This is a genomic window from Streptomyces sp. NPDC057900, from assembly GCF_042887885.1.
Lineage (GTDB): Bacteria > Actinomycetota > Actinomycetes > Streptomycetales > Streptomycetaceae > Streptomyces.
On sequence record NZ_JBHVOI010000007.1, the window covers coordinates 169,312 to 195,805 of the forward strand.

The window sequence follows — 26,494 nt, forward strand, 5'->3', positions numbered from 1 at the left end:
TCGCCTAGATTGGCGTTGTGCAGGGCGGGCGCTGCCCGCCCCAGGAAACTGTGGACGATGCCAGGGGGGTGAACCCTCTCGCGGGCATCAGGTGGAGGAGGCGCTGTGAGCAGCGACCCGTGGGGCCGTGTCGATGAGACAGGCACCGTGTACGTGCGTACCGCCGACGGCGAGCAGGTCGTCGGATCGTGGCAGGCCGGTTCTCCGGCGGAGGCCCTGGCCTACTTCGAGCGCAAGTACGAGGGCATTGTGGTCGAGATCGGCCTCCTGGAGCGGCGGGTGAAGACCACCGATCTGTCCGCGAAGGACGCGACGACCGCCATCGAGCATCTGCGGGCGCAGGTCGACGAGCATCACGCCGTCGGGGACCTGGACGCGCTCCGCAAGCGGCTGGACGCACTGGTGGCGACGGTCGACTCGCGGCGGGAGGAGCGCAAGGCCCAGAAGGCGAAGCAGACCGACGAGGCGAAGCTCGCCAAGGAGGCGCTGGTCGTCGAGGCCGAGGAGCTGGCGCAGAGCGAGCAGTGGCGCTCCGCGGGCGAGCGGCTCCGTGCGCTGGTCGACACGTGGAAGGGTCTGCCCAGGCTCGACCGCAAGTCGGACGACGAGCTGTGGCACCGCTTCTCCCATGCCCGCTCGGCGTTCTCCAAGCGCCGCAAGGCCCACTTCGCCTCGCTGGACGCCCAGCGCGAGGAGGCCCGCAAGGCCAAGGAGAAGCTGGTCGTCGAGGCCGAGTCGCTGTCCCGTTCCTCGGACTGGGGCACAACGGCCGCCCGCTACCGCGACCTGATGACGGAGTGGAAGGCCGCGGGCCGCGCCCAGCGCGAGGCCGAGGACGATCTGTGGAACCGTTTCCGCGGTGCCCAGGACGTCTTCTTCGCCGCCCGCAGCGAGGTGTTCGCGGAGCGTGACGCGGAGCAGGGCGAGAACCTCAAGGTCAAGGAGGAGCTCGCGGTCGAGGCCGAGAAGCTGCTGCCGGTGAAGGACCTGAAGGCCTCCAGGGCGGCGTTCCGGGCCATCAACGAGCGCTGGGAGGCCATCGGCCACGTGCCGCGTGACGCCCGCCCCAGGATCGAGGCGCGGATGCACACGGTGGAGCGGGCGCTCCAGGAGGCCGAGGAGTCGGAGTGGCGCCGGACGAACCCGGAGGCACGTGCCCGTGCCGCGGGTCTGACCGGGCAGCTCCAGTCCGCCGTGGACAAGCTGCGCACCCAGATCGACACGGCGCGCGCCTCGGGCAACAACGCCCGCGCGGACAAGCTCGCCCGCGAGCTGGAGGGCCGGCAGGCGCTCCTGGACCAGGCCCTGAAGGGCCTTGAGGAGTTCGGCGGCTGAGACCGGGTCCGCCCGTCCGCGTGTGAAGGGCCCCTCCGCCGGTGTCGGAGGGGCCCTTCCATGTCGTACGAGGGGCCGCACGGCCCGCCGGAGGGCCCGGGTCAGGGCCGGCGGGCCGAGGTCACCCGGTAGACGTCGTAGACGCCCTCGACGCCGCGTACGGCCTTCAGGACGTGGCCGAGGTGTTTCGGGTCGCCCATCTCGAAGGTGAAGCGCGAGGTGGCCACCCTGTCGCGGGAGGTCTGCACGGCCGCGGACAGGATGTTGACGTGCTGGTCGGACAGGATCCGGGTGACGTCGGAGAGCAGCCTGGAGCGGTCCAGTGCCTCGACCTGGATGGCGACGAGGAACACCGAGGACTGGGTGGGCGCCCATTCGACCTCAAGAATCCGCTCCGGCTCCTGCGAGAGCGAGTCGACGTTCACGCAGTCCGCACGGTGGACGGAGACTCCGCTGCCCCTGGTCACGAAGCCGATGATCGGGTCACCGGGAACGGGCGTGCAGCAGCGGGCCAGCTTGACCCAGACGTCCTCGACGCCCTTGACGACGACGCCCGGGTCGGCGTTCGCACGGCGCTTGTTGCGGCCGTGCGAGGGCGGCGAGCTCTCCGCGAGGTCCTCGTTGGCCTCGTCCTGGCCGCCGAGCGCCTGGACCAGCTTCTGCACGACACCGGCCGCCGCGACATGTCCCTCACCGATCGCGGCGTACAGGGACGAGATGTCGGGGTAGCGCATCTCGTGGGCGAGCGTGACCAGGGAGTCGCCGGTCAGGATCCGCTGGATCGGCAGGTTCTGCTTGCGCATGGCCCGCGCGATGGAGTCCTTGCCCTGCTCGATCGCCTCGTCACGGCGTTCCTTGGAGAACCAGGCGCGGATCTTGTTGCGTGCCCGGGGCGACTTGACGAATCCGAGCCAGTCGCGCGAGGGGCCCGCACCGGCCGCCTTGGAGGTGAAGACCTCCACCAGGTCGCCGTTGTCGAGCGTGGACTCAAGCGGTACGAGCCGTCCGTTGACCCGTGCCCCTATCGTCCGGTGGCCCACCTCCGTATGGACGGCGTACGCGAAGTCGACCGGTGTCGCCCCTGCCGGGAGCGCTATGACGTCGCCCTTGGGCGTGAAGACGAAGACCTCGTTGCGCGAGAGGTCGAAGCGCAGGGACTCCAGGAACTCGCTGGGGTCCTCGGTCTCCTTCTGCCAGTCCAGGAGCTGGCGCAGCCACGCCATGTCGTTGACGGTGTCCTGGCCCCGGCCGGTGTTCCGGGGGACGTCGGTGCGCACCTTGGAGGCGCCGGCGACGGCCTCCTGCTTGTACTTCCAGTGCGCGGCGATGCCGTATTCGGCGCGGCGGTGCATGTCGAACGTACGGATCTGCAGCTCGACGGGCTTGCCGCTGGGGCCGATCACCGTGGTGTGCAGCGACTGGTACATGTTGAACTTGGGCATCGCGATGTAGTCCTTGAACCGGCCGGGGACCGGATTCCACCGCGCGTGGACGGTGCCGAGCGCCGCGTAGCAGTCGCGGACCGTGTCGACGAGGACGCGGATGCCCACCAGGTCGTAGATCTCCGCGAAGTCCCGGCCTCGCACGATCATCTTCTGGTAGACGCTGTAGTAGTGCTTCGGCCGGCCGGTGACGGTGGCCTTGATGCGGGCGGCGCGCAGGTCGGACTGCACCTCGTCGGTCACTATGGCGAGGTATTCGTCGCGTTTGGGCGCCCGCTCCGCGACGAGGCGGACGATCTCGTCGTACATCTTCGGGTAGAGGATCGCGAAGGCGAGGTCCTCCAGCTCCCACTTGATGGTGTTCATGCCCAGGCGGTGGGCGAGCGGGGCGTAGATCTCCAGCGTCTCGCGGGCCTTCTTCTCCTGCTTCTCCCGCTTGAGGTAGCGCATGGTGCGCATGTTGTGCAGCCGGTCGGCGAGCTTGATGACGAGGACGCGCGGGTCCTTGGCCATCGCGACGACCATCTTGCGCACGGTCTCGGCCTGGGCCGCCTCGCCGAACTTGACCTTGTCCAGCTTGGTGACGCCGTCGACCAGCAGGGCGACCTGGTCGCCGAAGTCGCGGCGCAGGGTGTCCAGGCCGTACTCGGTGTCCTCGACGGTGTCGTGCAGCAGCCCGGCCATCAGGGTGGCCGGATCCATACCCAGCTCGGCGAGGATCGTGGTCACGGCGAGCGGGTGGGTGATGTAGGGGTCGCCGCTCTTGCGCTTCTGGCCCCGGTGCCAGCGCTCCGCGACCTGGTAGGCGCGCTCGATCTGGCGCAGCGTGGAGGTCTCGATCTTGGAGTCGTTGCTCCGGACGGTACGCAGCAGGGGTTCCAGCACCGGGTTGTACGGGCTGGAGCGCTGGACGCCGAGGCGGGCCAGCCTGGCCCGGACCCGGTTGGAGGAGCCGCCGCCGGTACGGGCCGCCGGGCCCGCGGGGGCCGCCGCGGGCTTTGCCGGGGGCTTGGGCGCCGTCGGGGGCGGCGAGGCGGGTGCGGCCGGCTGCGCGGGGGAAGCGGGCGCGGGCCCGTTGGCCTCCGCGGGGGCCGGGCCCGTGCCGGGCTCGGGCGCCGGAGGCTTCGGCTTCTCCGCGGGCTGCTGCTTCGCGGGCGTGGCTGGGGCCGCCGCGGGCTGGTCGGGCTGCGGGGCGGCGACTGGCTGGGCCTCGTCTGGCAAGAGCGCTCCTCGTGCGGATCCGGACACCCGGAAAGGCCATCGTAACGACCCTGCGGCCGCTCCTCCCCCGGGGACCGTGAGAGCTCGCACAACGCGAAGCGGGCACCCGGTTGTTCCCGGGTGCCCGCTTCGGTGCCTGTCATGCGGTGCCGGGTGCGGCCCGCAGGGGGTTCAGACCGTGATCAGGGCGTCCAGCGGAGCACCCTTCAGGCTCTCCTCCACGCGCGCCCGGCCGGCCAGGAAGCCCAGCTCCATCAGGACGGCGACGCCCGCGACGCCGGCCCCGGCCCGCCGGATCAGCTCCAGCGAGGCGGCGGCGGTGCCACCGGTGGCCAGCACGTCGTCGATGACCATGACCCGGTCCTCCGCGGACAGGTCCTCCGCGTGGATCTCGATCTCCGCGCTGCCGTACTCCAGCTCGTACGTCTGGGCGAGCGTGGCACCGGGCAGCTTGCCGGCCTTGCGGACCGGGACGAAGCCGAGCCCGGCCCGCACCGCGACCGGTGCGGCCAGGATGAAGCCGCGGGCCTCCAGACCGACGATCTTCGTGGCGCCGTGCCGTACGCACAGCTCCGCCAGCGCTTCGGTGAGCGCGGTGAAGGCCACCGGGTCCGCGAGCAGCGGGGTGATGTCCTTGAACATCACCCCCGGCTTCGGGTAGTCGGCGACGTCACGGATCCGGCTGAGCAGGAGGTCCCTCGTGCTCGCGGTCGTGCTGCTGGTCATCGGCGCTTCCCCGGGGTGCGGCCATGGCCCCTGGGGGGCTCCTGGCGCTGTCCGACGACGGCGCCGGCGGGTGCGGCGTCCTGCTCGTCGTCCTGTGTGACGCCCCGGTCCGACTGCTCGGCCTCGGAGAGCTCGCCCTTGGCGGCGGCCGCCGCGCGCTTGGCGAGGACCCGCTTCTTCAGGGCCTTCATCTGCGGCTCGCGTTCCTTGAGGTCGGCGACGAGTGGAGTGGCGATGAAGATCGAGGAGTACGCACCGGCGGCGAGGCCGACGAAGAGGGCCAGGGAGATGTCGTTCAGCATGCCGGCGCCGAGGACACCGCCACCGATGAACAGCAGCCCGGCGACCGGCAGCAGCGCGACGATCGTGGTGTTGATCGAACGGACCAGCGTGCCGTTGATGGAACGGTTGGCGATCTCGCTGTACGTCCACCGGGTCTGCTTGGTGATCCCCTTCGTGCCCTCCTTCAGGCTGTCGAAGACGACGACCGTGTCGTAGAGGGAGTAACCGAGGATCGTCAGCAGACCGATCACGGTGCCCGGGGTGACCTCGAAGCCGACCAGGGCGTAGACACCGACCGTGATGGTGATGTCGTGGATCAGCGCGACCAGGGCCGCGATGGCCATGCGCCATTCGAAGGCGATGGCCAGATAGATCACGACGAGGACCATGAAGACGCCGAGCCCGGTCCACGCCTTGTTGGCGATCTGCTCACCCCAGCTGGGGCCGACCAGGTCTGCGGCGATCTTCTCCTCGGGGACGTTGAGGCCCTTGGAGAGGTCACCCTTGATCGCGTCCGACTTCGAGGTGTCCACCTCGGTGATCTGGATGCGCAGGCCGCCGTTGCCGAGCTTCTGGACGATGGCCTGGTGTCCGGAGGACGTCGACGCCAGGTCTTCCGCCTTTTCGACGGAGACACTCGTCTTCGGTGTGGTGAAGACGGCGCCGCCCTTGAACTCGATGCCCATGTTCAGGCCGCTGACCGCCAGGCCGACGATGGCCGTGATGGTGATCAGGATCGAGATGCCGTACCAGATCTTGCGGTTGCCGATGAAGTCGTAGCCGACCTCGCCGCGGTAGAGACGGGCGCCGAGATTGCCGAGTCGCGACATCTCACGCCTCCTTCGGGTCGGTGGGGGCGTTGACACGGCGTGAACGGCGCAGCGGCGGCTTGGCGCCGAGCCGCTTCGGGTCCAGACCGGACCACGGGTGACCGCTCGCGAAGAACTTCTTGCGGGCCATCAGCGTCATGACGGGCTTGGTGAAGAGGAACACCACGACCACGTCGAGCAGGGTGGTGAGACCCAGCGTGAACGCGAAGCCCTGGACCTTTCCGACGGTGACGACGAACAGCACCGCCGCGGCCAGGAACGACACGAAGTCGGAGACCAGGATGGTGCGCCGGGCGCGCGGCCAGGCCCGTTCGACGGCGGGACGGAGGGTGCGGCCCTCGCGGATCTCGTCCCGGATCCGTTCGAAGTACACGATGAACGAGTCCGCGGTGATTCCGATCGCCACGATGGCGCCGCAGACAGCGGGCAGGTTCAGCGCGAATCCGATGGCCGGGCCGAGCAGCGACATGATCGTGTAGGTCAGGATGCCGGAGACCAGCAGGCTGAGGAGCGCGATGAGCGCCAGTCCGCGGTAGTAGGCCACCAGGTAGATGACGACCAGGGCCAGGCCGATGGCACCGGCGATCAGGCCCGCCTTGAGCTGCTCACCGCCGAGTGCAGCGGTGACGGTGGTGACGCTCTGCTCCTGGAAGGAGAGCGGCAGCGCACCGTAGGAGAGCACGTTGGCCAGGTCCTCGGCGGACTGCTGGGTGAAGCTGCCGGAGATCTCGGCGTTGGCGCTCAGCGCCTCCTTCACGGAGGGGGCCGAGACCACTTCGCCGTCGAGCGCGATGGCGAACTGGTTCTGCGGCGACTGCTGCTGGGCCAGCTTGCCGGTGGTCTTCTGGAACTTCTTGGCGCCGCCGCCGGTGAACTCCATCTGGACGATCCACGCGCCGGACTGCTGGTTGATCGCGGCCTTGGCGCTGTTGACGTCCGTGCCGTCGACCTCGGCCGGGCCGAGGACGTACTTGGCGGAGCCGTCCTGGTCGCAGGCGACCACGGTGTCGGTGGCCTTGGTGCCCTGGGCCGCCTTGGACCGGCCGGCCTTGGTGGAGCAGTCGAGCGCCTCGAACCGCTTCTGCAGCTTGGCGGCGGCGGCCTGCTCCTCGGCGGACGGCGTCGGCGTGCCGTCGGCCTTCGGGGTGTCGCTGGCCTTCGGGGTGGGCGTGGAGTCGGCCTTCAGGGCGCCGGTGACCGCACGGCCCTGGGTGGTGGCGCTCGCGCTCGGCTTCGTGGACGGGCTCGACGCCTTGTCGGAGGCGGAGGAGCTCGGCGACGCCGAAGGGCTGGCCTTGTCGGAGGACGAGGCGCTGGGCTCGGGGGTGGGCGCTCCCTGGGCGACGGTCAGCACCGGCCGGAAGTACAGCTTGGCCGTCGTACCGACCTGCTGCCGGGCCTGGGCGGAGTTCGTGCCCTTGGGGATGTTGACGATGATGTTGCTCTTGCCCTGCGTCTGGACCTCTGCCTCGGAGACGCCAAGACCGTTGACGCGGCGTTCCATGATCTGGACCGCCGTGTCCATGTTGGTCTTGTTGATCGCCGACTCCTGGCCGGGCTCGGCCTTCGCCTCAAGCGTGATGGACGTGCCACCCGCCAGGTCGATGCCGAGTCGCGGCGTCGGCTGATGGGCCAGGAACATCCCGCCGGTGAGCGCGACCATGGCGATCAGGATCAGAGCCAGGGAACGCCCCGGCCTGCCCTGACCGCCGGCCGGCCGTCGGCCCTTCTTCGGTGCTGCCACCTTCTCGTTTCTCCCTGTCCAACCGCCCCGCGCCGGTACGCGCCCAAGCGGCCACGAAGTGTAGTGGGGACCCGCCCCGCAGAAGACCGCACGGTCCGGGGACTGCCGGATGCCTGTGGGCTCACGGCATCCCCGGGTCGTGTGCTACTTCGCGTCGGCCTCGCCGTCGGACTTGCCGTCGGACTTCTTGTCGGCCGGCTCCGCGTCGTCCGCCTCGTCCTTCTTGCCGAGGTCGATCTTCGCGACATCGTCCGCGTCCGCGTCGGTGGCGTCGTCGAGCTCGGTCAGCGAGGAGGCGTCGTCGGGAACGACCGCGCCGTCGACGTCGAGCTCCTCCTCCTCGTCACCGTGGACGATGCGGTTGTACTCCGCGTCGTCGAGGACGGCACCGATGGCGTTCTTGGCGTAGACGGCGTGGACGCCGGGAGCGATCTCAAGGAGGACCGAGTCGTCGTGAAGCTCCTTGACGGTGGCGTACATGCCCCCGATCGTCCGGACGCCGGTACCGGGCTGCATTTCATTGCGCATGTTCGCAGCCGCCGCCTGCTTCTTCTTGGCGGACCGCGTCATCAGGAACATGGCCCCGATGAGCACGATGAAGGGGAGGAGAGTCACGGGATTCACGGGACGAGTTTCCTTCGCACGACCGCACTGGAAAGCGGCCTGGTCTACGGGGGTGGGTACACCGACCTTTAAGGGCGGCATCGGCGGAGTCTAAGCGAGTCCGCATCGATGGAACAACGCCCAGCATGGCACCCGGGTTCCGCTGCGGGCCAACCTGTGACTCATCACGCCCCGAACAGGCCCTGTTGTCCCTTTACGCCCTGCTGCGGCGGAACCAGTCCGAGGTGGGCCCAGGCAGCCGGTGTGGCGACCCGGCCCCGCGGCGTCCTGGCCAGCAGTCCCTCGCGCACCAGGAAGGGCTCGGCGACCTCCTCGACCGTCTCGCGCTCCTCACCCACGGCGACCGCGAGCGTGGAGAGGCCGACGGGACCGCCGCCGAAGAGCTTCATCAGGGCGCCGAGCACCGCCCGGTCCAGCCGGTCGAGGCCGCGGGCGTCGACCTCGTACACCTGGAGGGCCGCCCCGGCGATGCCCCGGTCGATCCGGCCGTCGGCCTTGACCTGGGCGTAGTCCCGGACGCGGCGCAGCAGCCGGTTGGCGATCCGGGGCGTTCCCCGGGAGCGGCCGGCGATCTCCGCGGCCCCCTCCGCGTCTATCTCGACGTCCAGGAGCCGGGCGGAGCGATGAATCACCCTTTCCAGTTCGACCGGCGTGTAGAACTCCATGTGCCCGGTGAAGCCGAAGCGGTCGCGCAGCGGGGGCGGCAGGAGCCCGGCCCTGGTGGTGGCGCCGACCAGGGTGAAGGGCGGCAGCTCCAGCGGGATGGCGGTGGCCCCCGGCCCCTTGCCGACGATCACGTCGACCCGGAAGTCCTCCATCGCCATGTAGAGCATCTCCTCGGCGGGCCGGGACATGCGGTGGATCTCGTCGAGGAAGAGGACCTCGCCCTCCTGGAGGGAGGACAGGATCGCCGCGAGGTCGCCCGCGTGCTGGATGGCGGGGCCGGAGGTGATCCGGATCGGTGCGCCCATCTCGGCGGCGATGATCATGGAGAGGGTGGTCTTGCCCAGGCCGGGGGCGCCGGAGAGCAGTACGTGGTCGGCGGTGGCGCCGCGGGCACGGGCCGCCTTGAGGACCAGGTCGAGCTGTTCGCGCACCGTCTCCTGGCCGACGAACTCGTCGAGGTCCTTGGGGCGCAGTGCCGCCTCCACGGCGGTGTCCTCGCCGTCGGCTCCGGCGTCGACGAGGCGCTCGTCGAGCAGCTCGTCGGTGTCGGGTCCGGTCTCGTCCCAGTTCATCTCGTCAGTCCCGCCTCGGGTGTCTCTGTGCTGGGCCGCGCGGTGCACGGGCCTGGGTGGCGAAGGTGCGCTCCGGGTCCGCTCAGCGCGTGCGGTTGAGGGTCTGCAGGGCGGCGCGAAGCAGCTGCGGCACCGGCGGCTGGGCGCCCTCCGCGACGGCCGCCTCCGCCTGCGGGGCCACGGCGGAGACCGCTTCGTCGGCCTCGCGGGTGGCGTAGCCGAGGCCGATCAGGGCGGCCTGGAGCTGGTCCCGCCAGGAGGAGGAGACGGCGGTGCCGATGCCCTGCTGGCCGATGTGGGCGCCGACCGGCTCACCGAGTCTGTCCTTGAGTTCGAGCAGGAGCTTCTGCGCGCCCTTCTTGCCGATGCCGGAGACCGCGGTGAGCGCCTTCTCGTCCCCGGTGGACACGGCGATGCGCAGGGCGTCCGGGCTGTGCGTGGCGAGCATGGCCTGGGCCAGCCGGGGGCCGACTCCGCTGGCGGTCTGGAGCAGCTCGAAGGTCTGGCGCTCGTCGTCGTCGGCGAAGCCGTAGAGCGTCAGTGAGTCCTCCCGTACGACGAGGGAGGTGGCGAGCCTGGCCTCCTTGCCGATCCGGAGGGCGGCGAGGGTGTTCGGCGCGCACTGGACGGCCATGCCGATGCCGCCGACCTCGATCACGGCCGTGGTGGGGGCGATCGCGGCCACGGGGCCGGTGATGAAGGCGATCATCGGGGGACCTTCCGGACGGGAGCTGCTGCGGTGCGCGGAACGCGCGGGACATGGGCCGCGGCCGCCGCCGCGTGCGCCTGCTGGAGGCGGTTGACGGCCGGGGCGCGCCAGATGTGGCAGATGGCGAGGGCCAGCGCGTCGGCGGCGTCGGCCGGTTTCGGCGGGGCGTCCAGCCGCAGGAGCCGGGTGACCATGGCCCCGACCTGGGCCTTGTCCGCGCGGCCGCTGCCGGTGACGGCGGCCTTGACCTCGCTGGGCGTGTGCAGGGCCACCGGGATGCCCCGGCGGGACGCGCAGAGCATCGCGACGGCGCTGGCCTGGGCCGTGCCCATCACCGTACGGACGTTGTGCTGGGCGAAGACCCGCTCGACGGCGACGTATTCGGGGCGGTGCTCGTCGAGCCACTCCTCGATGCCGCGCTCGATGGCCACCAGCCGGTGTCCGAGCTCCGCGTCGGACGCGGTGCGCACGACTCCGACGCCGAGCATGGTCAGTGGGCGGCCCGCGACTCCTTCGACGACTCCGACACCGCACCGGGTCAGCCCGGGGTCCACTCCGAGTACCCGCACGGGTCGCCCCCTCCCTGCCGATCGGTCAACTGTTCTGGCAGGCTATCGGCTCGCACTGACAATGCGACGGGCCGACGGGGGTGTGTCCCCGTCGGCCCGTCCGCGAAAGCTGCGCCGGTCAGCGGCGTGCGCTCAGGCGTCGACCTTCTCCATGACCTCGTCCGAGACGTCGAAGTTGGCGAAGACGTTCTGCACGTCGTCGCTGTCCTCCAGCGCGTCGATCAGCTTGAAGATCTTGCGGGCGCCCTCCTCGTCGAGGTCGACCTGCATGGTGGGCAGGAAGTTGGCCTCGGCCGAGTCGTAGTCGATGCCCGCCTCCTGGAGCGCGGTGCGGACCGCGACCATGTCGGTGGCCTCGCTGACGACCTCGTACGTCTCACCGAGGTCGTTGACCTCCTCCGCGCCCGCGTCGAGGACCGCGCCCAGCACGTCGTCCTCGGACAGCTCGCCCTTGGGGACGATCACGACGCCCTTGCGGTTGAACAGGTACGAGACAGAGCCCGGGTCGGCCATCGAGCCGCCGTTGCGCGTCATGGCGACACGCACGTCGGACGCGGCGCGGTTGCGGTTGTCGGTGAGGCACTCGATGAGCACCGCGACACCGTTCGGGCCGTAGCCCTCGTACATGATCGTCTGATAGTCGACGCCGCCCGCTTCGAGACCGCCACCGCGCTTGACCGCGGAGTCGATGTTCTTGTTCGGGACCGAGCTCTTCTTCGCCTTCTGGATCGCGTCCACAAGGGTCGGGTTGCCCTCGGGGTCCACACCGCCGGTGCGGGCCGCGACCTCGATGTTCTTGATCAGCTTCGCGAAGAGCTTGCCGCGCTTGGCGTCAATCACGGCCTTCTTGTGCTTCGTCGTAGCCCATTTAGAGTGGCCGGACATCTGCCTTCTCCTTCGCGTCACCAAATTCCGTACGAACCCGAGAGATCCTACCGGGATCGAGTCAGCCCGATGCGCGCACCATGTCGACGAAGTACGCGTGGAGCCGGTGGTCACCGGTCAGTTCCGGATGGAATGACGTGGCAAGGGCGTTTTCCTGCCGTACCCCCACGATATGGCCGCCGTGCTCGGCGACCACCGTGGCCCGCGCGCCCACCGACTCGACCCAGGGGGCCCGGATGAAGACGCCCTCGACCGGTCCACCGTCGATCCCGGCGACGTCGACGGCCGCCTCGAACGACTCGTTCTGCCGCCCGAAAGCGTTACGGCGCACGATCATGTCGATGCCGCCGATGGTCTCCTGGCCGGAGCGCGGATCGAGGATCTTGTCCGCGAGCAGGATCATTCCGGCGCAGGTGCCGTAGACCGGCATCCCGGCGGCGACCCGCTCGCGCAGGGGTTCCAGCATCCCGAACAGGGCGGCCAGTTTGGACATCGTGGTGGACTCGCCGCCGGGGACGACCAGTCCGTCGACCTCGGCGAGTTCCTCGGGCCGCCGGACCGGCCTGGCCAGGGCGTCCGCCGAGGCCAGGGCGATCAGGTGTTCCCGTACGTCGCCCTGGAGAGCCAGGACTCCGATCACAGGGGTGTCGCTCATCAGTGACTACCAGCCGCGGTTGGCGTAGCGCTCGGTCTCGGGCAGCGTGTCGCAGTTGATGCCGACCATGGCCTCGCCCAGGTCGCGGGAGGCGTCCGCGATGATCTTCGGGTCGTCGAAGAACGTGGTGGCCTTGACGATGGCGGCGGCGCGCTTGGCCGGGTCGCCGGACTTGAAGATTCCGGAGCCGACGAAGACGCCCTCGGCGCCCAGCTGACGCATCAGCGCGGCGTCGGCGGGGGTGGCGACGCCGCCCGCGGAGAACAGGACGACGGGCAGCTTGCCGAGCTCCGCGACCTCCTTGACCAGCTCGTACGGGGCGCGGAGGTCCTTGGCGGCGGCGTACAGCTCGTTGTTGTCGTAGCCGCGCAGTCGGGCGATCTCGTTCTTGATCTGGCGCAGGTGGCGCACCGCCTCGACGACGTTGCCGGTGCCGGCCTCGCCCTTCGAACGGATCATCGCGGCGCCCTCTGCGATGCGGCGCAGGGCCTCGCCCAGGTTGGTGGCGCCGCAGACGAACGGGGTGGTGAAGGCGAACTTGTCGCTGTGGTTGACCTCGTCGGCCGGGGTGAGCACCTCGGACTCGTCGATGTAGTCGACGCCGAGGGACTGCAGCACCTGGGCCTCGACGAAGTGTCCGATGCGGGACTTGGCCATGACCGGGATGGAGACGGCCTCGATGATCTCTTCGATCATGTTCGGGTCGGACATCCGGGCCACGCCGCCGTCCTTACGGATGTCGGCCGGCACCCGCTCCAGGGCCATGACGGCCACGGCGCCCGCGTCCTCGGCGATCTTCGCCTGCTCAGCGTTGACGACGTCCATGATCACGCCGCCCTTGAGCTGCTCGGCCATGCCGCGCTTGACGCGGGCGGTGCCGGTCGCCGGGGAGTCAGCGGACTGCGGGGTGGTGGGAAGCGTGGACACGGATCGACCTCACTGGGAGAAGGGGTGCTGAGCGTGCTGGGGTGACGCACTGCTGAGCAAACTCTCCGGAGCCGGTCCACAGCAAGGGCCAATAGCAGGCCGGTGGATCGTTTTGGCGCGGCCGGGACCGCGGCCCGGGGCAGGTGCGGGTGTCAGCTGACCGGGCGGGCGGCGAGGGCGACCGGCGGCTCGTCGTCCATCTCGAAGGCGAGCGGGAAGGGCGCATGACCGGCCAGCCGGAACCAGCGCACTGTGCGGTGGCGGCGCAGCGCGCGGGCGGCCCGCACCGCGTCGTTGTGGAACCGGCGCGCCATCGGGACCCGCCGGACGGCGGCGGCCAGTTCGGAGGCGGCCTCCTCGCCGCCCGGGATCTCCTTCACCGCCGTCACCTGCGCCGGCTCACCGAACACCGCGCGCAGGGCGGTGCTCAGTTCGCTCTCGGCGACCTCACGGTGCTCCTCCTCCGCCTGCCGGGCGGCGTGCGCGGCCTCGTACAGGACGATCGACGCGGCCGGGTCGAGGACTCCGGACGTGGCGAGTTCCTGGGTGACCGAGGCCCGGCGCAGCAGTTGGGCGTCGAGCGCGGCGCGGGCCGCGTCGATACGGGTGTGCAGCCGGTCGAGCCGGCCGGCGGTCCAGCTGAGGTAGAGGCCGATCGCGACGAGCACGACGACGGTCCAGATGAGGGATTCGGTCACGGGCCGAAGGCTACCGGTGACCGGGCGCCGTCCGGCGCGCGATCAGCCGGGGCGGCGAACCGGCGGGGCAGGTCACTGGTCCCGCGCCAGCCCCAACCTGGCCCGCAGCCCGGTGCGTTCGTCCGCGGCCACCGATGCCGCGCCGTCCGCCACCGTCTCGTACACCGCGAGGATGTCCGCTCCCACCGTCGACCAGTCGAAGCGCCGCACATGTGCGCTGCCGCGCTCCCGCAGCTCCGCGCGCCGCTCCGGGTCGCCGAGCAGCCGGACCGCCGCGTCGGCCAGCGCGTCCGCGTCCTCGTTGGCGAACAGTTCGCCCGCCGCGCCCAGGTCCAGGACCTGAGCGAAGGCGTCCAGGTCGCTGGCCAGGACCGGCGCGCCCGCCGACATGGCCTCCACCAGGATGATGCCGAAGCTCTCGCCGCCGGTGTTGGGCGCGACGTACACGTCGACGCTGCGCAGCAGCCGTGCCTTGTCCTCGTCGCTGACCATGCCGAGGAACTCGACGCGCTCGCGCATCCCCTTCGGCAGCGAGGCGACGGCCTCCTCCTCGTCGCCCCGCCCGGCCACCAGGAGCCTGGTCTCCGGACGGGCGGCCAGGATCGCGGGCAGCGCCCGCATCAGGACGGGCAGCCCCTTGCGGGGCTCGTCGATGCGCCCGATGAAGCCGATCGTGCCGCCCTGCCACTCGGGCCTGGGCTCGGCGGAGGCGAAGACGTCCACGTCGACACCGTTGGGGATGACCACCGCGTCACCGCCCAGGTGTTCGACCAGGGTGCGGCGGGCGTACTCGCTGACGGCGATGCGCGCGCTGATCTTCTCCAGCGCCGGCTGCAGGATCGGGTACGCGGCGATCATCGCCCGGGAGCGCGGATTGGACGTGTGGAAGGTGGCGACGATCGGCCCCTGCGCCGCCCAGCAGGTCAGCAGGCCCAGCGAGGGCGAGGTCGGCTCGTGGATGTGGATCACGTCGAACGTGCCGTCGTGCAGCCAGCGCCGCACCCGTGCCGCGGACAGGAACCCGAAGTTCAGCCGGGCCACCGAGCCGTTGTACCGGACGGGCACGGCCCGGCCCGCGGAGACCACGTACGGCGGGAGCGGCGTCTCGTCGTCCGCCGGGGCGAGGACGGACACCTGGTGGCCGAGCCGGATCAGATGCTCGGCCAGATCGCGGATGTGGAACTGCACGCCGCCCGGTACGTCCCAGGAGTACGGGCAGACGATGCCGATTTTCAAGGCCTAGTCTCCAACGGGTTCGAGGTCGGCGAGCCAGAGTCGTTGCAGCATGTGCCAGTCCTCCGGGTGCTCGGCGATGCCCAGGGCGAACGCGTCGGCCAGGGCCTGTGTCATCACAGACGTCCGTTCCGCGCGGTTGCCTGAGCCCGGAACCTCGACGGGCGGATGGATCCGTGCCTTCATCACCGGCGTGTCGTCGTAGTTGAGCGTGACCGGCAGCAGCAGCGCCCCGGTCTGCTGGGCCAGCAGCGCCGGTCCGGCCGGCATCCGGGCCGTGTCGCCGAAGAACGAGACCTCGACGCCGGAGGCCGACAGATCGCGGTCCGCGACCAGGCAGACCAGGCCGCCCGCCCGCAGCCGCTGGGCCAGCGTGCCGAAGGCGGTCCCGCCGTTGTGCGCAAGGACCTCCATGCCCAGCCCTTCGCGGTAGGCGACGAACCGGTCGTACAGCGACTCCGGTTTCAGCCGTTCCGCGACCGTGGTGAACGGGACCTTCAGATCCGTGGTGACCCAGGCGCCGGCCAGGTCCCAGTTCCCCAGGTGCGGCAGGGCGAGGATGACGCCGCGGCCGGCGTCGAGCCCCTCGGTCAGCCGGTGGGCGTCCGTCACGTCGATGGAGTCCTTGATCCGCCGCGCACTCCAGGTGGGCAGCCGGAACGACTCCATCCAGTACCGCATGTACGAGCGCATCCCGGCCTTGGACAGCGCGGCGAGGCGGGCGGGGCTCGCGTCCGGCACGACCCGCGCCAGATTCGACTCCAGCCGCAGCACGCTCTTGCCGCGACGCTTCCAGACCTGGTCGGCGATGGTACGGAAGAGGGCTCGCGCGGCCGGTTCCGGAAGCGTCTTGACCGCGGTCCAGCCCAGTCCGTACAGGGCGTCGCTGATGCGTTCCCCGGCGCCGGGCTTCGGTTCCCCGGTTGCGCGGCTCACTAGGCGGCCTCGCTCCCGGCCGCGTCGGCCGCCGCGGACTCGCGGCGCACCGTGACCACGCGCTGCACCAGCGTCACCAGGCTGCCCGCCGCGACGATCCACAGCGCGATCGGCAGGAGCACCTGGATGCCGGGCACCCCGAAGTTGTGCAGACCCGCCAGACCGGCCGCCACCAGCGAGATCACCAGCCGTTCCGCACGTTCCACGAGCCCGTTGACCGCGACCGGCAGACCGATCGACTCACCGCGCGCCTTGGTGTACGAGACGACCTGGCCGCTCGCGAGACAGAAGATCGCGACGGCGCACAGGACGTTGTCGTCGCCGCTGCCCGCGTACCAGAGCGCGAAGCCGGCGAAGATCGCGCCGTCGGCCACCCGGTCGAGCGTCGAGTCGAGGAACGCGCCCCACCGGCTGGAGATGCCGGCCTGCCGCGCCATGTTCCCGTCGACGAGGTCGGAGAAGACGAAGATCGTGATGACGATCGTGCCCCAGAAGAACTCCCCCATCGGGAAGAAGACCAGCGCACCTGCCATCACCCCGGCCGTGCCGATCAGAGTGACCGCGTCAGGGCTCACGCCGAGACGGAGCAGCAGTGCGGCGAACGGTGTGAGGACACGCGTGAAGAATGCACGCGCGTACTTGTTCAGCATGGCCTTCCCGAGGGTTCGGTGGGCCGAGCGGCCCCATCGGCCACCGGCTGACCCATCGTAGTCACGACCGCCGCACTCCACCGTCCGGGCACCCCCGGCCTTCCGCCCCGGTCGTGGAGCGGCGCCCGACGTATGGACGGGACCCGGACACAGTGGAAAGCTCGGAAGTACCGCGGGCGTCGCCGAAGCCGCCGCGGCGGCTCCCCCTCTGCCCGTGCACACTCCCCACCCCGCGCCCGGCGGTTCTCCCGCCCCGCGCCATCACCTGGGAGGCACGCACCATGGGCGACAGGACACACGCACACACCGGGGCCGCCGGAGGAGTACCGACGGCCGGCCACCCCTCCTCCATACGGAACGTGGTGCTGGTCGGCCACAGCGGTTCCGGCAAGACCACCCTCGTCGAGGCCCTCGCGCAGACGGCGGGCGCGGTCAACCGGGCGGGCCGGGTCGAGGACGGCAGTACGGTCTCCGACCACGATGGGATCGAGCACCGCTCGCAACGCTCCGTACAGCTCTCCCTGGTCCCCGTCGAATGGGGCGGGGTCAAGATCAACCTGCTGGACACCCCGGGATACGCGGATTTCGTCGGGGAACTGAGGGCCGGTCTGCGCGCGGCGGACGCGGCCCTCTTCGTTGTCTCGGCGGCCCAGGAGGCCGAGGCGGTGGCCGGCGCGACCCGCGCCGTCTGGGAGGAGTGCGCCGCCGTCGGCATGCCGCGCGCCATCGTCGTCACCCACCTGGACACGGCCCGCACCCCGTTCGACGCCATGACGCGGATCTGCGGCGAGACGTTCGGCGGGGACGACCCGGACGCCGTGCTCCCCCTCTACCTGCCCGTCCAAGGGCCCGAGGGCTCCGACGGGCACGCTCCGCTGACCGGACTGACCGGGCTGCTCACCCAGCGGGTCCTCGACTACTCCGGCGGCGAACGCGCGGAGAACCCCCCGGAGGAGGACCGGCGGGCCGCGCTCACCGACGCCCGCAACCGGCTCATCGAAGGGATCATCGCCGAGAGCGAGGACGAGACCCTGATGGACCGCTACCTCGCCGGCGCGGACATCGAGATCGGGACACTCGTCGACGACCTGGAGCGCGCCGTCGCACGCGGCACCTTCCACCCGGTCCTGGCCGCCGCCCCCGCCGCCGAGGGCGCCCGCCAGGGCATCGGCACCGTCGAACTCCTCGACCTGATCACCGGCGGCTTCCCGACCCCGCTCGAACACCCGCTGCCCGCCGTCACCACGCTGCGCGGCGCCCCGCTCCCCGCCCTCGGCTGCGACGCCGGGGGACCGCTGCTGGCCGAGGTCGTGAAGACGTCCTCCGACCCCTATGTCGGCCGGCTCTCCCTGGTGCGCGTGTTCTCCGGCACCCTGCGCGCCGACGACACCGTGCACGTCTTCGGCCACGGGCTCACCGGCCCCGGCCGCGAGGAGCGCCCCTTCCACGAGGCCGAGACCCGCGTCGGCGCGCTCTCCGCACCGTTCGGGAAGCAGCAGCACCCCCTCACCCAGGTCATCGCGGGTGACCTCGCCTGCGTCGCCCGGCTGGGCACCGCGGAGACCGGCGACACCCTGTCGGACCCGGACCGCCCCCTGCTGATGGAACCCTGGACGATGCCCGACCCGCTGCTGCCGCTCGCCATCGAGGCACACGGCAAGGCGGACGAGGACAAGCTCTCCGAGGGCCTGGCCCGGCTCGTCGCCGAGGACCCCACGATGCGCCTGGAGCAGAACCCGGACACCCATCAGCTGGTCCTGTGGTGCCTCGGCGAAGCCCATCTGGACGTGGCACTGGACCGGCTGCGCAGCCGGTACGCGGTCCAGGTCGACGCCGTCCCGCACCGCGTCGCCCTGCGCGAGACGTTCGCGGGGCCCTCCACCGGACGGGGCCGGCACGTGAAGCAGTCCGGCGGCCACGGCCAGTACGCCATCTGCGAGATCGACGTCGAACCCCTGCCCCCGGGGTCCGGCATCGAGTTCGTCGACAAGGTGGTCGGCGGCTCCGTCCCGCGCCAGTTCATCCCGTCCGTCGAGAAGGGCGTCCGCGCGCAGGCGGCCCGGGGCGTCGCCACCGGGCACCCACTGGTCGACCTGCGGGTCACCCTGCGGGACGGCAAGTCGCACTCCGTGGACTCCTCCGACGCCGCCTTCCAGACCGCCGGCGCCCTGGCCCTGCGCGAGGCGGCCTCCGACACCCGCATCCAGCTGCTCGAACCCGTCGCGGAGATCAGCGTCCTGGTCCCCGACGACTGCGTCGGCCCGGTGATGAGCGATCTGTCGGGCCGCCGCGGCCGGGTGGTCGGCACCGAGCAGTCCGGGCCCGGACGCACCCTCGTACGGGCGGAGGTGCCGGAGCTGGAGATCGGCCGGTACGCGGTCGACCTGCGCTCCCTGTCGCACGGCACCGGCCGCTTCGACCGTGCCTACGCCCGCCACGAGGCCATGCCCGCACACCTGTCGGACCGGATGCGCGGAGAGCGGGACGACACCGCGAACGGGATGTAGCTCCCCCGCCCCCACGGTTGTCCACAGGGCCGGACACCGTATCGATCCGGACGATACCCTGTGGTTCCAGCTCAGAAAGTGTGCCGGGCACGGCAGTTGGGAAACAGCCGCAGGAGCGGTTCCTCGGCAGGCGAGTGGGGGCGACAGTGGCCAACGACGGATTCGATTTCTCTCCCGGAGCGCAGATTCCACTCCAGGGGTCCGCAGGAGCGGCGGTGGCGACCAACGCCCTCGCCTCCGCGGCGTACCGCGACACCCCGGTGGACGAGATCCTCAAGGCCAACAGCGAGTGGCACAAGTCCGAGGTGAAGGCCGGCCGGTCCAAGTTCCTCAAGTCCGACTACTTCAAGCCCAACTTCGGCGAGGCCTTCTCCCGCGCCGTTCAGGAACGCACGCTGGGCGGCGCCCGCAAGGCACTCATCCAGTCCTTCGGCAGCGATCCGCAGACCGTCGTAGAGCACTGCCTCTCCGCCTCACGGCTCCGCAAGACGCGCGACACCAAACTCACCGTCGTGACCGCCGTCTTCGGCTTCCTCTTCCTGCCCGGAATGCTGCTGTGGATCATCGCCTTCCGGCTGCGCGACCTCCTTGGCAAGCCCAAGGACAAGTTGCTCTCCGGCCTCGGCGCCGTCCTGTTGCCGGTCATCGGCATCGGCGTGGTGTACCTCCTGATCAAGATGCCCCTCAACGGATTCCTGGGCCTCTACGTGCGTGCGGCGGTCATCGCCCCGGTCATCGGATGGCTGATCGCCAAGCGGATCGCGGAGAGATCCGCCCAGGACATGCGCGTCCGCTGGGAAGGGCTCCTCTCCGGCGGCGGTGTCATCGCCAAGATCCCCGAAGCCGTGCCGAAGAACCCGAGCGAGACCGCCCGGGAGGCGCTCCGCCAGGGCCTGGAGAAGCTCTCGGCCGAGCAGCAGTCCAACTCGGTCTTCTACGCCGGCCCCAAGGGCATCCTCGGCATGGGCACCCGCTGGGGCAGCTGGCAGCTCGCCGAGGATCTGGTGGCCAAGGATCCCGGCAAGGAGTTCCACCAGTTCCGCAGCTGGGACCTGATCCGCGTCATCCACGACCAGCTCAAGATGCTGGAGCGCGGCCCGCTGAACACCGGCGGCTTCCCCAAGCCCTCGGTCACCCACTGGATCGTGTCGCCCGTCGGTGAGAACGCCGACTCCGTCTCCCGCCCGGAGGGCGAGGACGTCGCCACCTTCCAGGTGAAGCCCCACGAGATACAGCGGATCTGCAACCACCAGCAGTTCGGCGGCGGCGACCGCCACTATCTGGGCGTCCAGTTCACCCTCTGGGACGGCCAGCTGGTCATCACCATGATGATCACCGTCACCGTGCTCTTCGAGACCCTGCGCATCGAGGTCACCGGGCACGCCCTCGGACCGGTCCACTCGCTCTTCACCAGCAAGCCCGCCGCCAAGAAGAAGACGGTCAACAAGACCGTCAAGTTCTGGGAGACCCGCGACATCACGCTGGCCCTGGTCGAGTCCAGCGAGGTCGTCCGCCTCGCCCTGCGCGCCCCGTTCACCTGGTACCCGCCGCTGCTCGACTACCTCGGCGGCAAGATCGCGCTGCCGGAACCCTTCGGGCTTCGGCACGCCTGGGCCGAGAAGCCGTGGCGCCACCGCTTCATGGCGGACGACGCGATGCGCGCGGCCACACCCGTCCTGCGCGTGGTGCACAGCGCCGTCATCAAGGTGCTCGACGAGAACGGCGTCGACACCGAGCGCTTCGGCAACCGCTCGTCGATACTGAGCGGAATGGTCCAGGACCCCTCGCCGCGCAAGGCCGACCTGTACGACGCGTAGCACGTGTGGGGGGGCGCCCCGGGTTCCCCCGGAGCGCCCCCCCACACGGATCGGCCCGATCAGACCGGCCAGGCGTCGGCCAGCATCTTCCGGGTGTCCGCCAGCAGCTGCGGCAGCACCTTGGTGTGGCCCACCACCGGCATGAAGTTGGTGTCGCCGCCCCAGCGGGGCACCAGATGCTGGTGCAGGTGCGCGGCGATACCGGCACCGGCCACCGCGCCCTGGTTCATCCCGATGTTGAAGCCGTGCGCGCCGGAGGCGGCACGCAGCGCGGTCATCGCCCGCTTGGTGAAATCAGCGAGCTCGGCCGTCTCCGGACCGTCCAGCTCGGTGTAGTCCGCGACGTGCCGGTACGGCACCACCATCAGGTGCCCGCCGTTGTACGGGTACAGATTCAGCACGGCGTAGACCTGCTCGCCACGCGCGACGACGAGCCCGTCCTCGTCCGACATCGACGGAATCGCACAGAACGGACAGCCGTCGCCGGCCTCCGGACCGGTCGGCTTGTTCTCACCCTGGATGTACGCCATCCGGTGGGGCGTCCACAGGCGCTGGAACGCGTCGGGCGTCCCCACTCCGATCTGCTGCTCCGGCTCACTCGTCATGCCGATCAGCATATTGCTTACCCCGCGCGGCGCGTGTCGCCGGGGCCGGACCGGTTCCCGCACCGCGATGCTTGGCCGATGAGCGACCGCACCCGGGCCCCCGTCCCACCCGCCCTGACCCGGTGGGAGCAGCGCACCGAGGTACCGCTCTTCGCCGCGTCCCTGCTGTTCCTGCTCGGCTACGCGGTCCGCGTCCTCGCCCCGCACGACGCCCAGCCGTGGCACGACATCTCCCTGATCCTGGTGGGCGCCACCTGGCTGATCTTCGCCGTCGACTACGCCGTCCGCGTCCGGCTCAGCGGCCTCGGCCACCGCTTCGTCCGGGTGCGCTGGCTCGACACGGTCGTGCTCCTGCTGCCGCTGCTGCGGCCACTGCGCATGGTGAAGGTCTACTCGGCCGTCCAGCAGCGCCACGACGAACCCAAGCTGGGTCTGTACGCGCGCGTGATGACCTATGCGGGCCTGACGTCGATCCTGCTGGGCTTCTCGGCGTCGCTCGCCGTCTACCGGGTGGAACGCGACGCGCCCGGTGCCTCGATCCGGACCTTCGGGGACGCGGTGTGGTGGGCGTGCGCCACGCTCACGACGGTGGGGTACGGGGACGCCACACCGGTCACGCCGACCGGCCGGGTCGTGGCGGCGGGCCTGATGGCCTGCGGACTGGCCCTGCTGGGTGCGGTGACGGGTTCGTTCTCGTCGTGGCTGATCCAGGTGTTCCGCCGGGAGGACGAGAAGGGGCCCCCGGCGAGCGGGTAGCTCGCCGGGGGCCCCTCTCCCTGACCGGTCAGACCTGGACGCGGTCCTCGACGGCCTTCGCGATCTTGGCGATGGCGTCCTCGACCGGGATGCCGTTCTCCTGCGAACCGTCGCGGTAGCGGAAGGAGACGGCACCGTTGGCCATGTCCTCGTCGCCCGCGATGATCATGAAGGGCACCTTGGCCTTCTGCTGGTTGCGGATCTTCTTCTGCATCCGGTCCGAAGAGGAGTCCACGTCGACCCGCAGCCCCTGCTTACGGGCCTTGGCGGCGAACTCCTGGAGGTACGGGATGTGCGCGTCGCCGATCGGGATGCCGACCGCCTGGACGGGCGCCAGCCACACCGGGAACGCGCCCGCGTAGTGCTCAAGCAGCACCGCGAAGAAGCGCTCGATGGAGCCGAACAGGGCGCGGTGGATCATCACCGGGCGCTGCTTGGTGCCGTCGGGGCCGGTGTACTCCAGGTCGAAGCGCTCCGGCAGGTTGAAGTCGAGCTGCACGGTCGACATCTGCCAGGTCCGGCCGATGGCGTCCTTGCACTGCACGGAGATCTTCGGGCCGTAGAAGGCGGCGCCGCCCGGGTCCGGGACCAGCGGAAGCCCCTGCTTCTCGGCGACCTTCTGCAACGTCTCCGTGGCCTCTTCCCAGGCCTCGTCCGAGCCGACGAACTTCTCCGGGTCCTTGGTGGACAGCTCCAGGTAGAAGTCGGTCAGTCCGTAGTCGCGGAGCAGGTTCAGGACGAAGGTGAGCGTCCGGTCCAGCTCCTCGGCCATCTGCTCCTTGGTGCAGTAGATGTGCGCGTCGTCCTGCGTGAAGCCGCGCGAGCGGGTCAGGCCGTGCACGACGCCCGACTTCTCGTACCGGTACACCGTGCCGAACTCGAAGAGGCGCAGCGGCAGTTCACGGTAGGAGCGGCCGCGCGCGTCGAAGATCAGGTTGTGCATCGGGCAGTTCATCGGCTTGAGGTAGTAGTCCACCCCGTCGTCGAGCTGCATGGGCGGGTACATACCGTCGGCGTACCAGTCCAGGTGGCCGGACTTCTCGAAGAGCTTGCCCTTGGTGGCGTGCGGCGAGTAGACGAACTCGTAGCCCTCCTCCTCGTGGCGGCGGCGCGAGTAGTCCTCCATGGCCCGGCGGATGACGCCGCCCTTGGGGTGGAAGACGGCGAGGCCGGGGCCGATCTCGTCCGGGAAGGAGAAGAGGTCCAGCTCGTTGCCGAGCTTGCGGTGGTCGCGCTTGGCGGCCTCCTCCAGGAACTCCAGGTGCGCCTTCAGCTCGTCCTTGGTGGGCCAGGCGGTGCCGTAGATGCGCTGGAGCATCGGGTTCTTCTCGCTGCCGCGCCAGTACGCGGCGGCGTTGCGCATCAGCTTGAACGCCGGGATGTACCGGGTGGTCGGCAGGTGCGGGCCCCGGCAGAGGTCCTTCCAGCAGAGGTCCCCGGTCTTCGGGTCGAGGTTGTCGTAGATGGTCAGCTCGCCGCCGCCCACCTCGACGTCCGCGCCGTCGTCCGGGGAGGCGGAACCCTTGATGCCGATGAGCTCCAGCTTGTACGGCTCGTCGGCGAGCTCCTCGCGGGCCGCCTCGTCCGTCACGACCCGGCGGGAGAACTTCTGGCCCCGCTTCTGGATCTCCTGCATCTTCTTCTCGATGGCCTTGAGGTCCTCGGGCGTGAACGGCTTCTCGACGTCGAAGTCGTAGTAGAAGCCGTCCTTGACCGGCGGGCCGATGCCGAGCTTGGCCTCGGGGTGCAGCTCCTGCACGGCCTGTGCCATGACGTGCGCGGTGGAGTGCCGGAGGATGTTGAGGCCGTCCTCCGACGAGATCAGGACGGGCTCGACAGTCTCGCCGTCCTTGAGCTCGTACGCGAGGTCCTTCAGTTCACCGGCGATGCGGGCGGCGACGACGGTGCGCTCACCGGGGAAGAGCTCGGCTGCCGTAGTGCCCGTCGTCACCACGCGCTCTTCCCGCTCGGAATCGCGTTGGATGGCCACACGGACGTCTGACACCGGTCTCTCCTGACTCAGGGGGTGCGCCGCATTCCCATGGCGGGCGCAATGGGAATCGTACCGAGCCGACGGCCCCCATAGCGAAATGGGCCGCCCGCGCCCCGCTACTCCCCCGTGCACGCCTCCTCGAAATAGTCGACGTTCTCCTGGAGCGACTTCATCAGCCGGTCCCGTTCCGCGTCGTCGACCTGCACGGGAACCACCTGCGAGGCCCTGGTCAGCCGCCGGAAACCGCCCCGGCTCTCCAGCCGTCCCTCCACCCGTACCGGCAGTCCCACCAGGTGGGCGTGGCCCGCGATCCGGTACGCCTCCTCGTCCAGCTCCAGCCGTACGTGCGGCACCTCGGCGCCCGCCAGCACCCGCAGCCGTACGATTCCGGCGCCCTTCGGCCCCGAGCGGCGCATGCGGACGACCGCTCCGGTGATCCGTACCGGCACCGCGGGCTCGTCGCGGAGGTAGCGGGTGCCCGCCCGGCGCAGCGCGGGCAGGTCGCCCGGGGAGAACTCCACCGGCTCGGGGCGCGCCGGGCAGCCGTCGGGGGTGCCCGCGGCGGGCGCCCACTCCAGCGCGATCCCGGCGCCCTCCGAGCCACGGACGAGCGCGACGACGGCCTCGGTCAGCTCGCGGCTGACGCCCGCCGCGACGGCACTGTCGAACGCCTCCATGCCGCCGGTGGCCCGCTGGTAGTCCACGGCCTCCCGGGTGGCGTGCAGGGCGTGGTGGAGCCGTACGGCGACGGGCCTGCCGGTCTCGACGGGAACGAACGCGGTGAGGTCGCGGCCGCCCGGCGCGGGCCCGACGAGGACGCCGTCCAGGGCCGCGAGGGCCCGCCGCCGGTGCCGGGCGCCGTGGTAGCCGGCCCGGCCCCGGACCGCGAGGGCGCCGGCCAGCAGGATCTGCCGGGCCGCGCCGTGCAGCCGCTCCGCCCCCGTCCAGCTGGCCGCTCCGATACCGGCGGCGGGTTCGGGGGCCTCGCGCCACCAGCGGATCTCGTCGCTGGGGACGGCGAGGGACACCAGGATGTCGCGGGCGGAGGGGGCCGCGCTGCGGGCCAGCGCGGTCAGCGCCTCGCCCAGCAGGTCCTCGCTGTCCGGAAAGGCGCCGGTGCCGGGTACGAGCAGGCTGGTGCCGCTCCCGGTCGGGGCCGACGCTCCGGGCGGGGTCCAGCGGCTGTAGCGTCCGGCGGCCCCGCCGCGCCGCCGCCAGCCGTGCCGGGCCAGCAGCGCGGCGAGCACGGCGGGGTCCACCTGGGCGGGATCCGGCAGGGTCCCGGCGGCCTCGGCGGGGCCGTCGGACCGGAGTCCGGGTGGTTCGGCGGGGTGGGGTCGTACGGCTGACGGGGTGGCTCCGTCGGCGGGCTCGTCCATCGGCCGGTGCATCAGGGTCTCCCTCCTGCTCCGACACGGGTCATGATCTCGCAGAGCGCCCGGTCGTCGAAGACGCGCGAGGTCGGGATCCGCACGGTGGTCCGGTGCCGCCCGGTCACCGGGTGGCCGGCCAGATTGGTCCAGTAACAGCAGTGCCGCAGGTCGAGGCGGTCGGGTCCGGCCCGCAGCCAGTCGTCCTGACTGCGGGGCACGATCATCACGACCAGGATCTTGTGCACGGAGACGGGCGTCCGGGCGAGCTTCACGAGGTGTGCGTTGTCGAGCGTGAAGGCGAACGTCGCGCCGGGCGGGCGGGCCGGTATCTGGTAGGTGCACTTCAGCTGGACCTTGATCGTCACCTCGTCGTCGACGAGATGGCCGGGGGCGCCGTGGCTGACGTGCCAGTCGATGCCGTTGTCGGGGAAGGGCTGCGACAGGGAGCACCCCGCCGCGGCCGCGACCGCGTGCAAGTAGCCCACCTGGAGGGTCTCCATGCAGGCGGTGGTGGCGAGTGTGCCGCGCAGCGGTGCGATCCGCCGGGGCAGCAGCCCACTCGGTTCGGGCTGCGCGAGTGCCATGGCTCCGTGTGCCTTCCGGGCCGTGCCAATGGGATTGGGGACGCAGAGGGTTTCCGCCAACTACCGCCCCCGTCACATGTGTTGTCACCGCAGAGGACGGGCCGCAAACGGCGTATCAGGCAAAGGGTGCGGGTATCACCGAACCGGGCAGGGGA

At 70.7% G+C, this 26,494-nt stretch carries 23 protein-coding genes; 4 read left to right on the forward strand and 19 right to left on the reverse strand.

Going from position 1 to position 26,494, the window contains the following annotated elements:
- The first annotated feature begins 105 nt into the window (after nt 1-105).
- Nucleotides 106-1,335 (forward strand): DUF349 domain-containing protein, encoded by a 1,230-nt coding sequence (locus tag ACFVQ0_RS25315; RefSeq protein ID WP_390091502.1) that lies wholly within the window; start codon nt 106-108, stop codon nt 1,333-1,335.
- Nucleotides 1,336-1,436: 101 nt separating this feature from the next.
- Here the strand turns inward: ACFVQ0_RS25315 and ACFVQ0_RS25320 are convergent, their stop codons facing one another.
- The 15 genes from ACFVQ0_RS25320 to pgsA all read right to left on the reverse strand — a co-directional run bounded on the left by ACFVQ0_RS25320 (nt 1,437) and on the right by pgsA (nt 16,704).
- On the reverse strand, nt 1,437-3,998 hold the full coding sequence (locus ACFVQ0_RS25320) for a RelA/SpoT family protein (RefSeq protein ID WP_390091503.1): 2,562 nt from the start codon (nt 3,996-3,998) through the stop codon (nt 1,437-1,439).
- 171 nt (nt 3,999-4,169) lie between these two features.
- Nucleotides 4,170-4,724, reverse strand: a complete 555-nt coding sequence (locus tag ACFVQ0_RS25325; RefSeq protein WP_390091504.1) for an adenine phosphoribosyltransferase — start codon at nt 4,722-4,724, stop codon at nt 4,170-4,172.
- Nucleotides 4,721-5,836 carry a protein translocase subunit SecF gene (gene secF, locus ACFVQ0_RS25330; protein WP_390091505.1) on the reverse strand — a complete coding sequence of 372 codons (1,116 nt, stop codon included), beginning with the start codon at nt 5,834-5,836 and terminating at the stop codon, nt 4,721-4,723. Before secF ends, ACFVQ0_RS25325 begins: the two co-directional genes overlap by 4 nt.
- Nucleotide 5,837: 1 nt before the next feature.
- Entirely contained in the window at nt 5,838-7,580 is a 1,743-nt protein-coding gene (gene secD / locus ACFVQ0_RS25335; protein WP_390091506.1) for a protein translocase subunit SecD, read from the reverse strand.
- A gap of 144 nt (nt 7,581-7,724) precedes the next feature.
- A complete protein-coding gene (gene yajC / locus ACFVQ0_RS25340) occupies nt 7,725-8,204 on the reverse strand; it encodes a preprotein translocase subunit YajC (protein WP_390091507.1) in 480 nt (159 codons plus the stop codon).
- A gap of 164 nt (nt 8,205-8,368) precedes the next feature.
- The gene (gene ruvB, locus ACFVQ0_RS25345; protein ID WP_390091508.1) at nt 8,369-9,442 is read right to left on the reverse strand and encodes a Holliday junction branch migration DNA helicase RuvB; all 1,074 of its coding nucleotides are present in this window, start codon (nt 9,440-9,442) and stop codon (nt 8,369-8,371) included.
- A gap of 82 nt (nt 9,443-9,524) precedes the next feature.
- The gene (gene ruvA / locus ACFVQ0_RS25350; protein ID WP_390091509.1) at nt 9,525-10,151 is read right to left on the reverse strand and encodes a Holliday junction branch migration protein RuvA; all 627 of its coding nucleotides are present in this window, start codon (nt 10,149-10,151) and stop codon (nt 9,525-9,527) included.
- Nucleotides 10,148-10,720 (reverse strand): crossover junction endodeoxyribonuclease RuvC, encoded by a 573-nt coding sequence (gene ruvC, locus ACFVQ0_RS25355; RefSeq protein WP_390091510.1) that lies wholly within the window; start codon nt 10,718-10,720, stop codon nt 10,148-10,150. The genes ruvA and ruvC overlap by 4 nt, the downstream gene beginning before the upstream one ends.
- A 132-nt stretch (nt 10,721-10,852) precedes the next feature.
- Nucleotides 10,853-11,605 carry a YebC/PmpR family DNA-binding transcriptional regulator gene (locus ACFVQ0_RS25360; protein WP_024492903.1) on the reverse strand — a complete coding sequence of 251 codons (753 nt, stop codon included), beginning with the start codon at nt 11,603-11,605 and terminating at the stop codon, nt 10,853-10,855.
- Nucleotides 11,606-11,666: 61 nt separating this feature from the next.
- Complete coding sequence (pdxT, locus tag ACFVQ0_RS25365; protein WP_390091511.1) at nt 11,667-12,260, reverse strand: pyridoxal 5'-phosphate synthase glutaminase subunit PdxT; 594 nt, start codon at nt 12,258-12,260, stop codon at nt 11,667-11,669.
- A 6-nt stretch (nt 12,261-12,266) separates the two neighbouring features.
- Nucleotides 12,267-13,187, reverse strand: a complete 921-nt coding sequence (gene pdxS, locus ACFVQ0_RS25370) for a pyridoxal 5'-phosphate synthase lyase subunit PdxS (RefSeq protein WP_390091512.1) — start codon at nt 13,185-13,187, stop codon at nt 12,267-12,269.
- 152 nt (nt 13,188-13,339) lie between these two features.
- A complete protein-coding gene (locus ACFVQ0_RS25375) occupies nt 13,340-13,885 on the reverse strand; it encodes a hypothetical protein (RefSeq protein ID WP_390091513.1) in 546 nt (181 codons plus the stop codon).
- A gap of 72 nt (nt 13,886-13,957) precedes the next feature.
- A complete protein-coding gene (locus tag ACFVQ0_RS25380; protein ID WP_390091514.1) occupies nt 13,958-15,121 on the reverse strand; it encodes a glycosyltransferase family 4 protein in 1,164 nt (387 codons plus the stop codon).
- Nucleotides 15,122-15,124: 3 nt separating this feature from the next.
- Nucleotides 15,125-16,054 (reverse strand): phosphatidylinositol mannoside acyltransferase, encoded by a 930-nt coding sequence (locus ACFVQ0_RS25385; RefSeq protein WP_390091515.1) that lies wholly within the window; start codon nt 16,052-16,054, stop codon nt 15,125-15,127.
- The gene (pgsA, locus tag ACFVQ0_RS25390) at nt 16,054-16,704 is read right to left on the reverse strand and encodes a phosphatidylinositol phosphate synthase (protein WP_311306750.1); all 651 of its coding nucleotides are present in this window, start codon (nt 16,702-16,704) and stop codon (nt 16,054-16,056) included. The genes ACFVQ0_RS25385 and pgsA overlap by 1 nt, the downstream gene beginning before the upstream one ends.
- 281 nt (nt 16,705-16,985) lie before the next feature.
- Between pgsA and ACFVQ0_RS25395 the strand changes: the two genes are divergently transcribed.
- The gene (locus tag ACFVQ0_RS25395) at nt 16,986-19,211 is read left to right on the forward strand and encodes an elongation factor G-like protein EF-G2 (RefSeq protein ID WP_390091516.1); all 2,226 of its coding nucleotides are present in this window, start codon (nt 16,986-16,988) and stop codon (nt 19,209-19,211) included.
- Between the two features lie 146 nt (nt 19,212-19,357).
- Nucleotides 19,358-21,028 (forward strand): hypothetical protein, encoded by a 1,671-nt coding sequence (locus ACFVQ0_RS25400; protein ID WP_390091517.1) that lies wholly within the window; start codon nt 19,358-19,360, stop codon nt 21,026-21,028.
- A gap of 59 nt (nt 21,029-21,087) precedes the next feature.
- On the opposite strand, the gene ACFVQ0_RS25405 is transcribed toward ACFVQ0_RS25400, so the two are convergent.
- Nucleotides 21,088-21,645: an HIT domain-containing protein gene (locus ACFVQ0_RS25405; protein WP_123528288.1), complete on the reverse strand. Its 558-nt coding sequence runs from the start codon at nt 21,643-21,645 to the stop codon at nt 21,088-21,090.
- 66 nt (nt 21,646-21,711) lie between these two features.
- Here ACFVQ0_RS25405 and ACFVQ0_RS25410 point away from each other — a divergent pair, with 66 nt between their 5' ends.
- Nucleotides 21,712-22,389: a potassium channel family protein gene (locus tag ACFVQ0_RS25410; RefSeq protein ID WP_390091518.1), complete on the forward strand. Its 678-nt coding sequence runs from the start codon at nt 21,712-21,714 to the stop codon at nt 22,387-22,389.
- Nucleotides 22,390-22,417: 28 nt separating this feature from the next.
- On the opposite strand, the gene thrS is transcribed toward ACFVQ0_RS25410, so the two are convergent.
- The 3 genes from thrS to ACFVQ0_RS25425 all read right to left on the reverse strand — a co-directional run bounded on the left by thrS (nt 22,418) and on the right by ACFVQ0_RS25425 (nt 26,339).
- Nucleotides 22,418-24,394: a threonine--tRNA ligase gene (gene thrS / locus ACFVQ0_RS25415; protein ID WP_390091519.1), complete on the reverse strand. Its 1,977-nt coding sequence runs from the start codon at nt 24,392-24,394 to the stop codon at nt 22,418-22,420.
- Between the two features lie 104 nt (nt 24,395-24,498).
- Complete coding sequence (locus ACFVQ0_RS25420; RefSeq protein WP_390091520.1) at nt 24,499-25,773, reverse strand: hypothetical protein; 1,275 nt, start codon at nt 25,771-25,773, stop codon at nt 24,499-24,501.
- The gene (locus ACFVQ0_RS25425) at nt 25,773-26,339 is read right to left on the reverse strand and encodes a DUF4365 domain-containing protein (protein ID WP_390091521.1); all 567 of its coding nucleotides are present in this window, start codon (nt 26,337-26,339) and stop codon (nt 25,773-25,775) included. Before ACFVQ0_RS25425 ends, ACFVQ0_RS25420 begins: the two co-directional genes overlap by 1 nt.
- Nucleotides 26,340-26,494 lie beyond the last annotated feature (155 nt).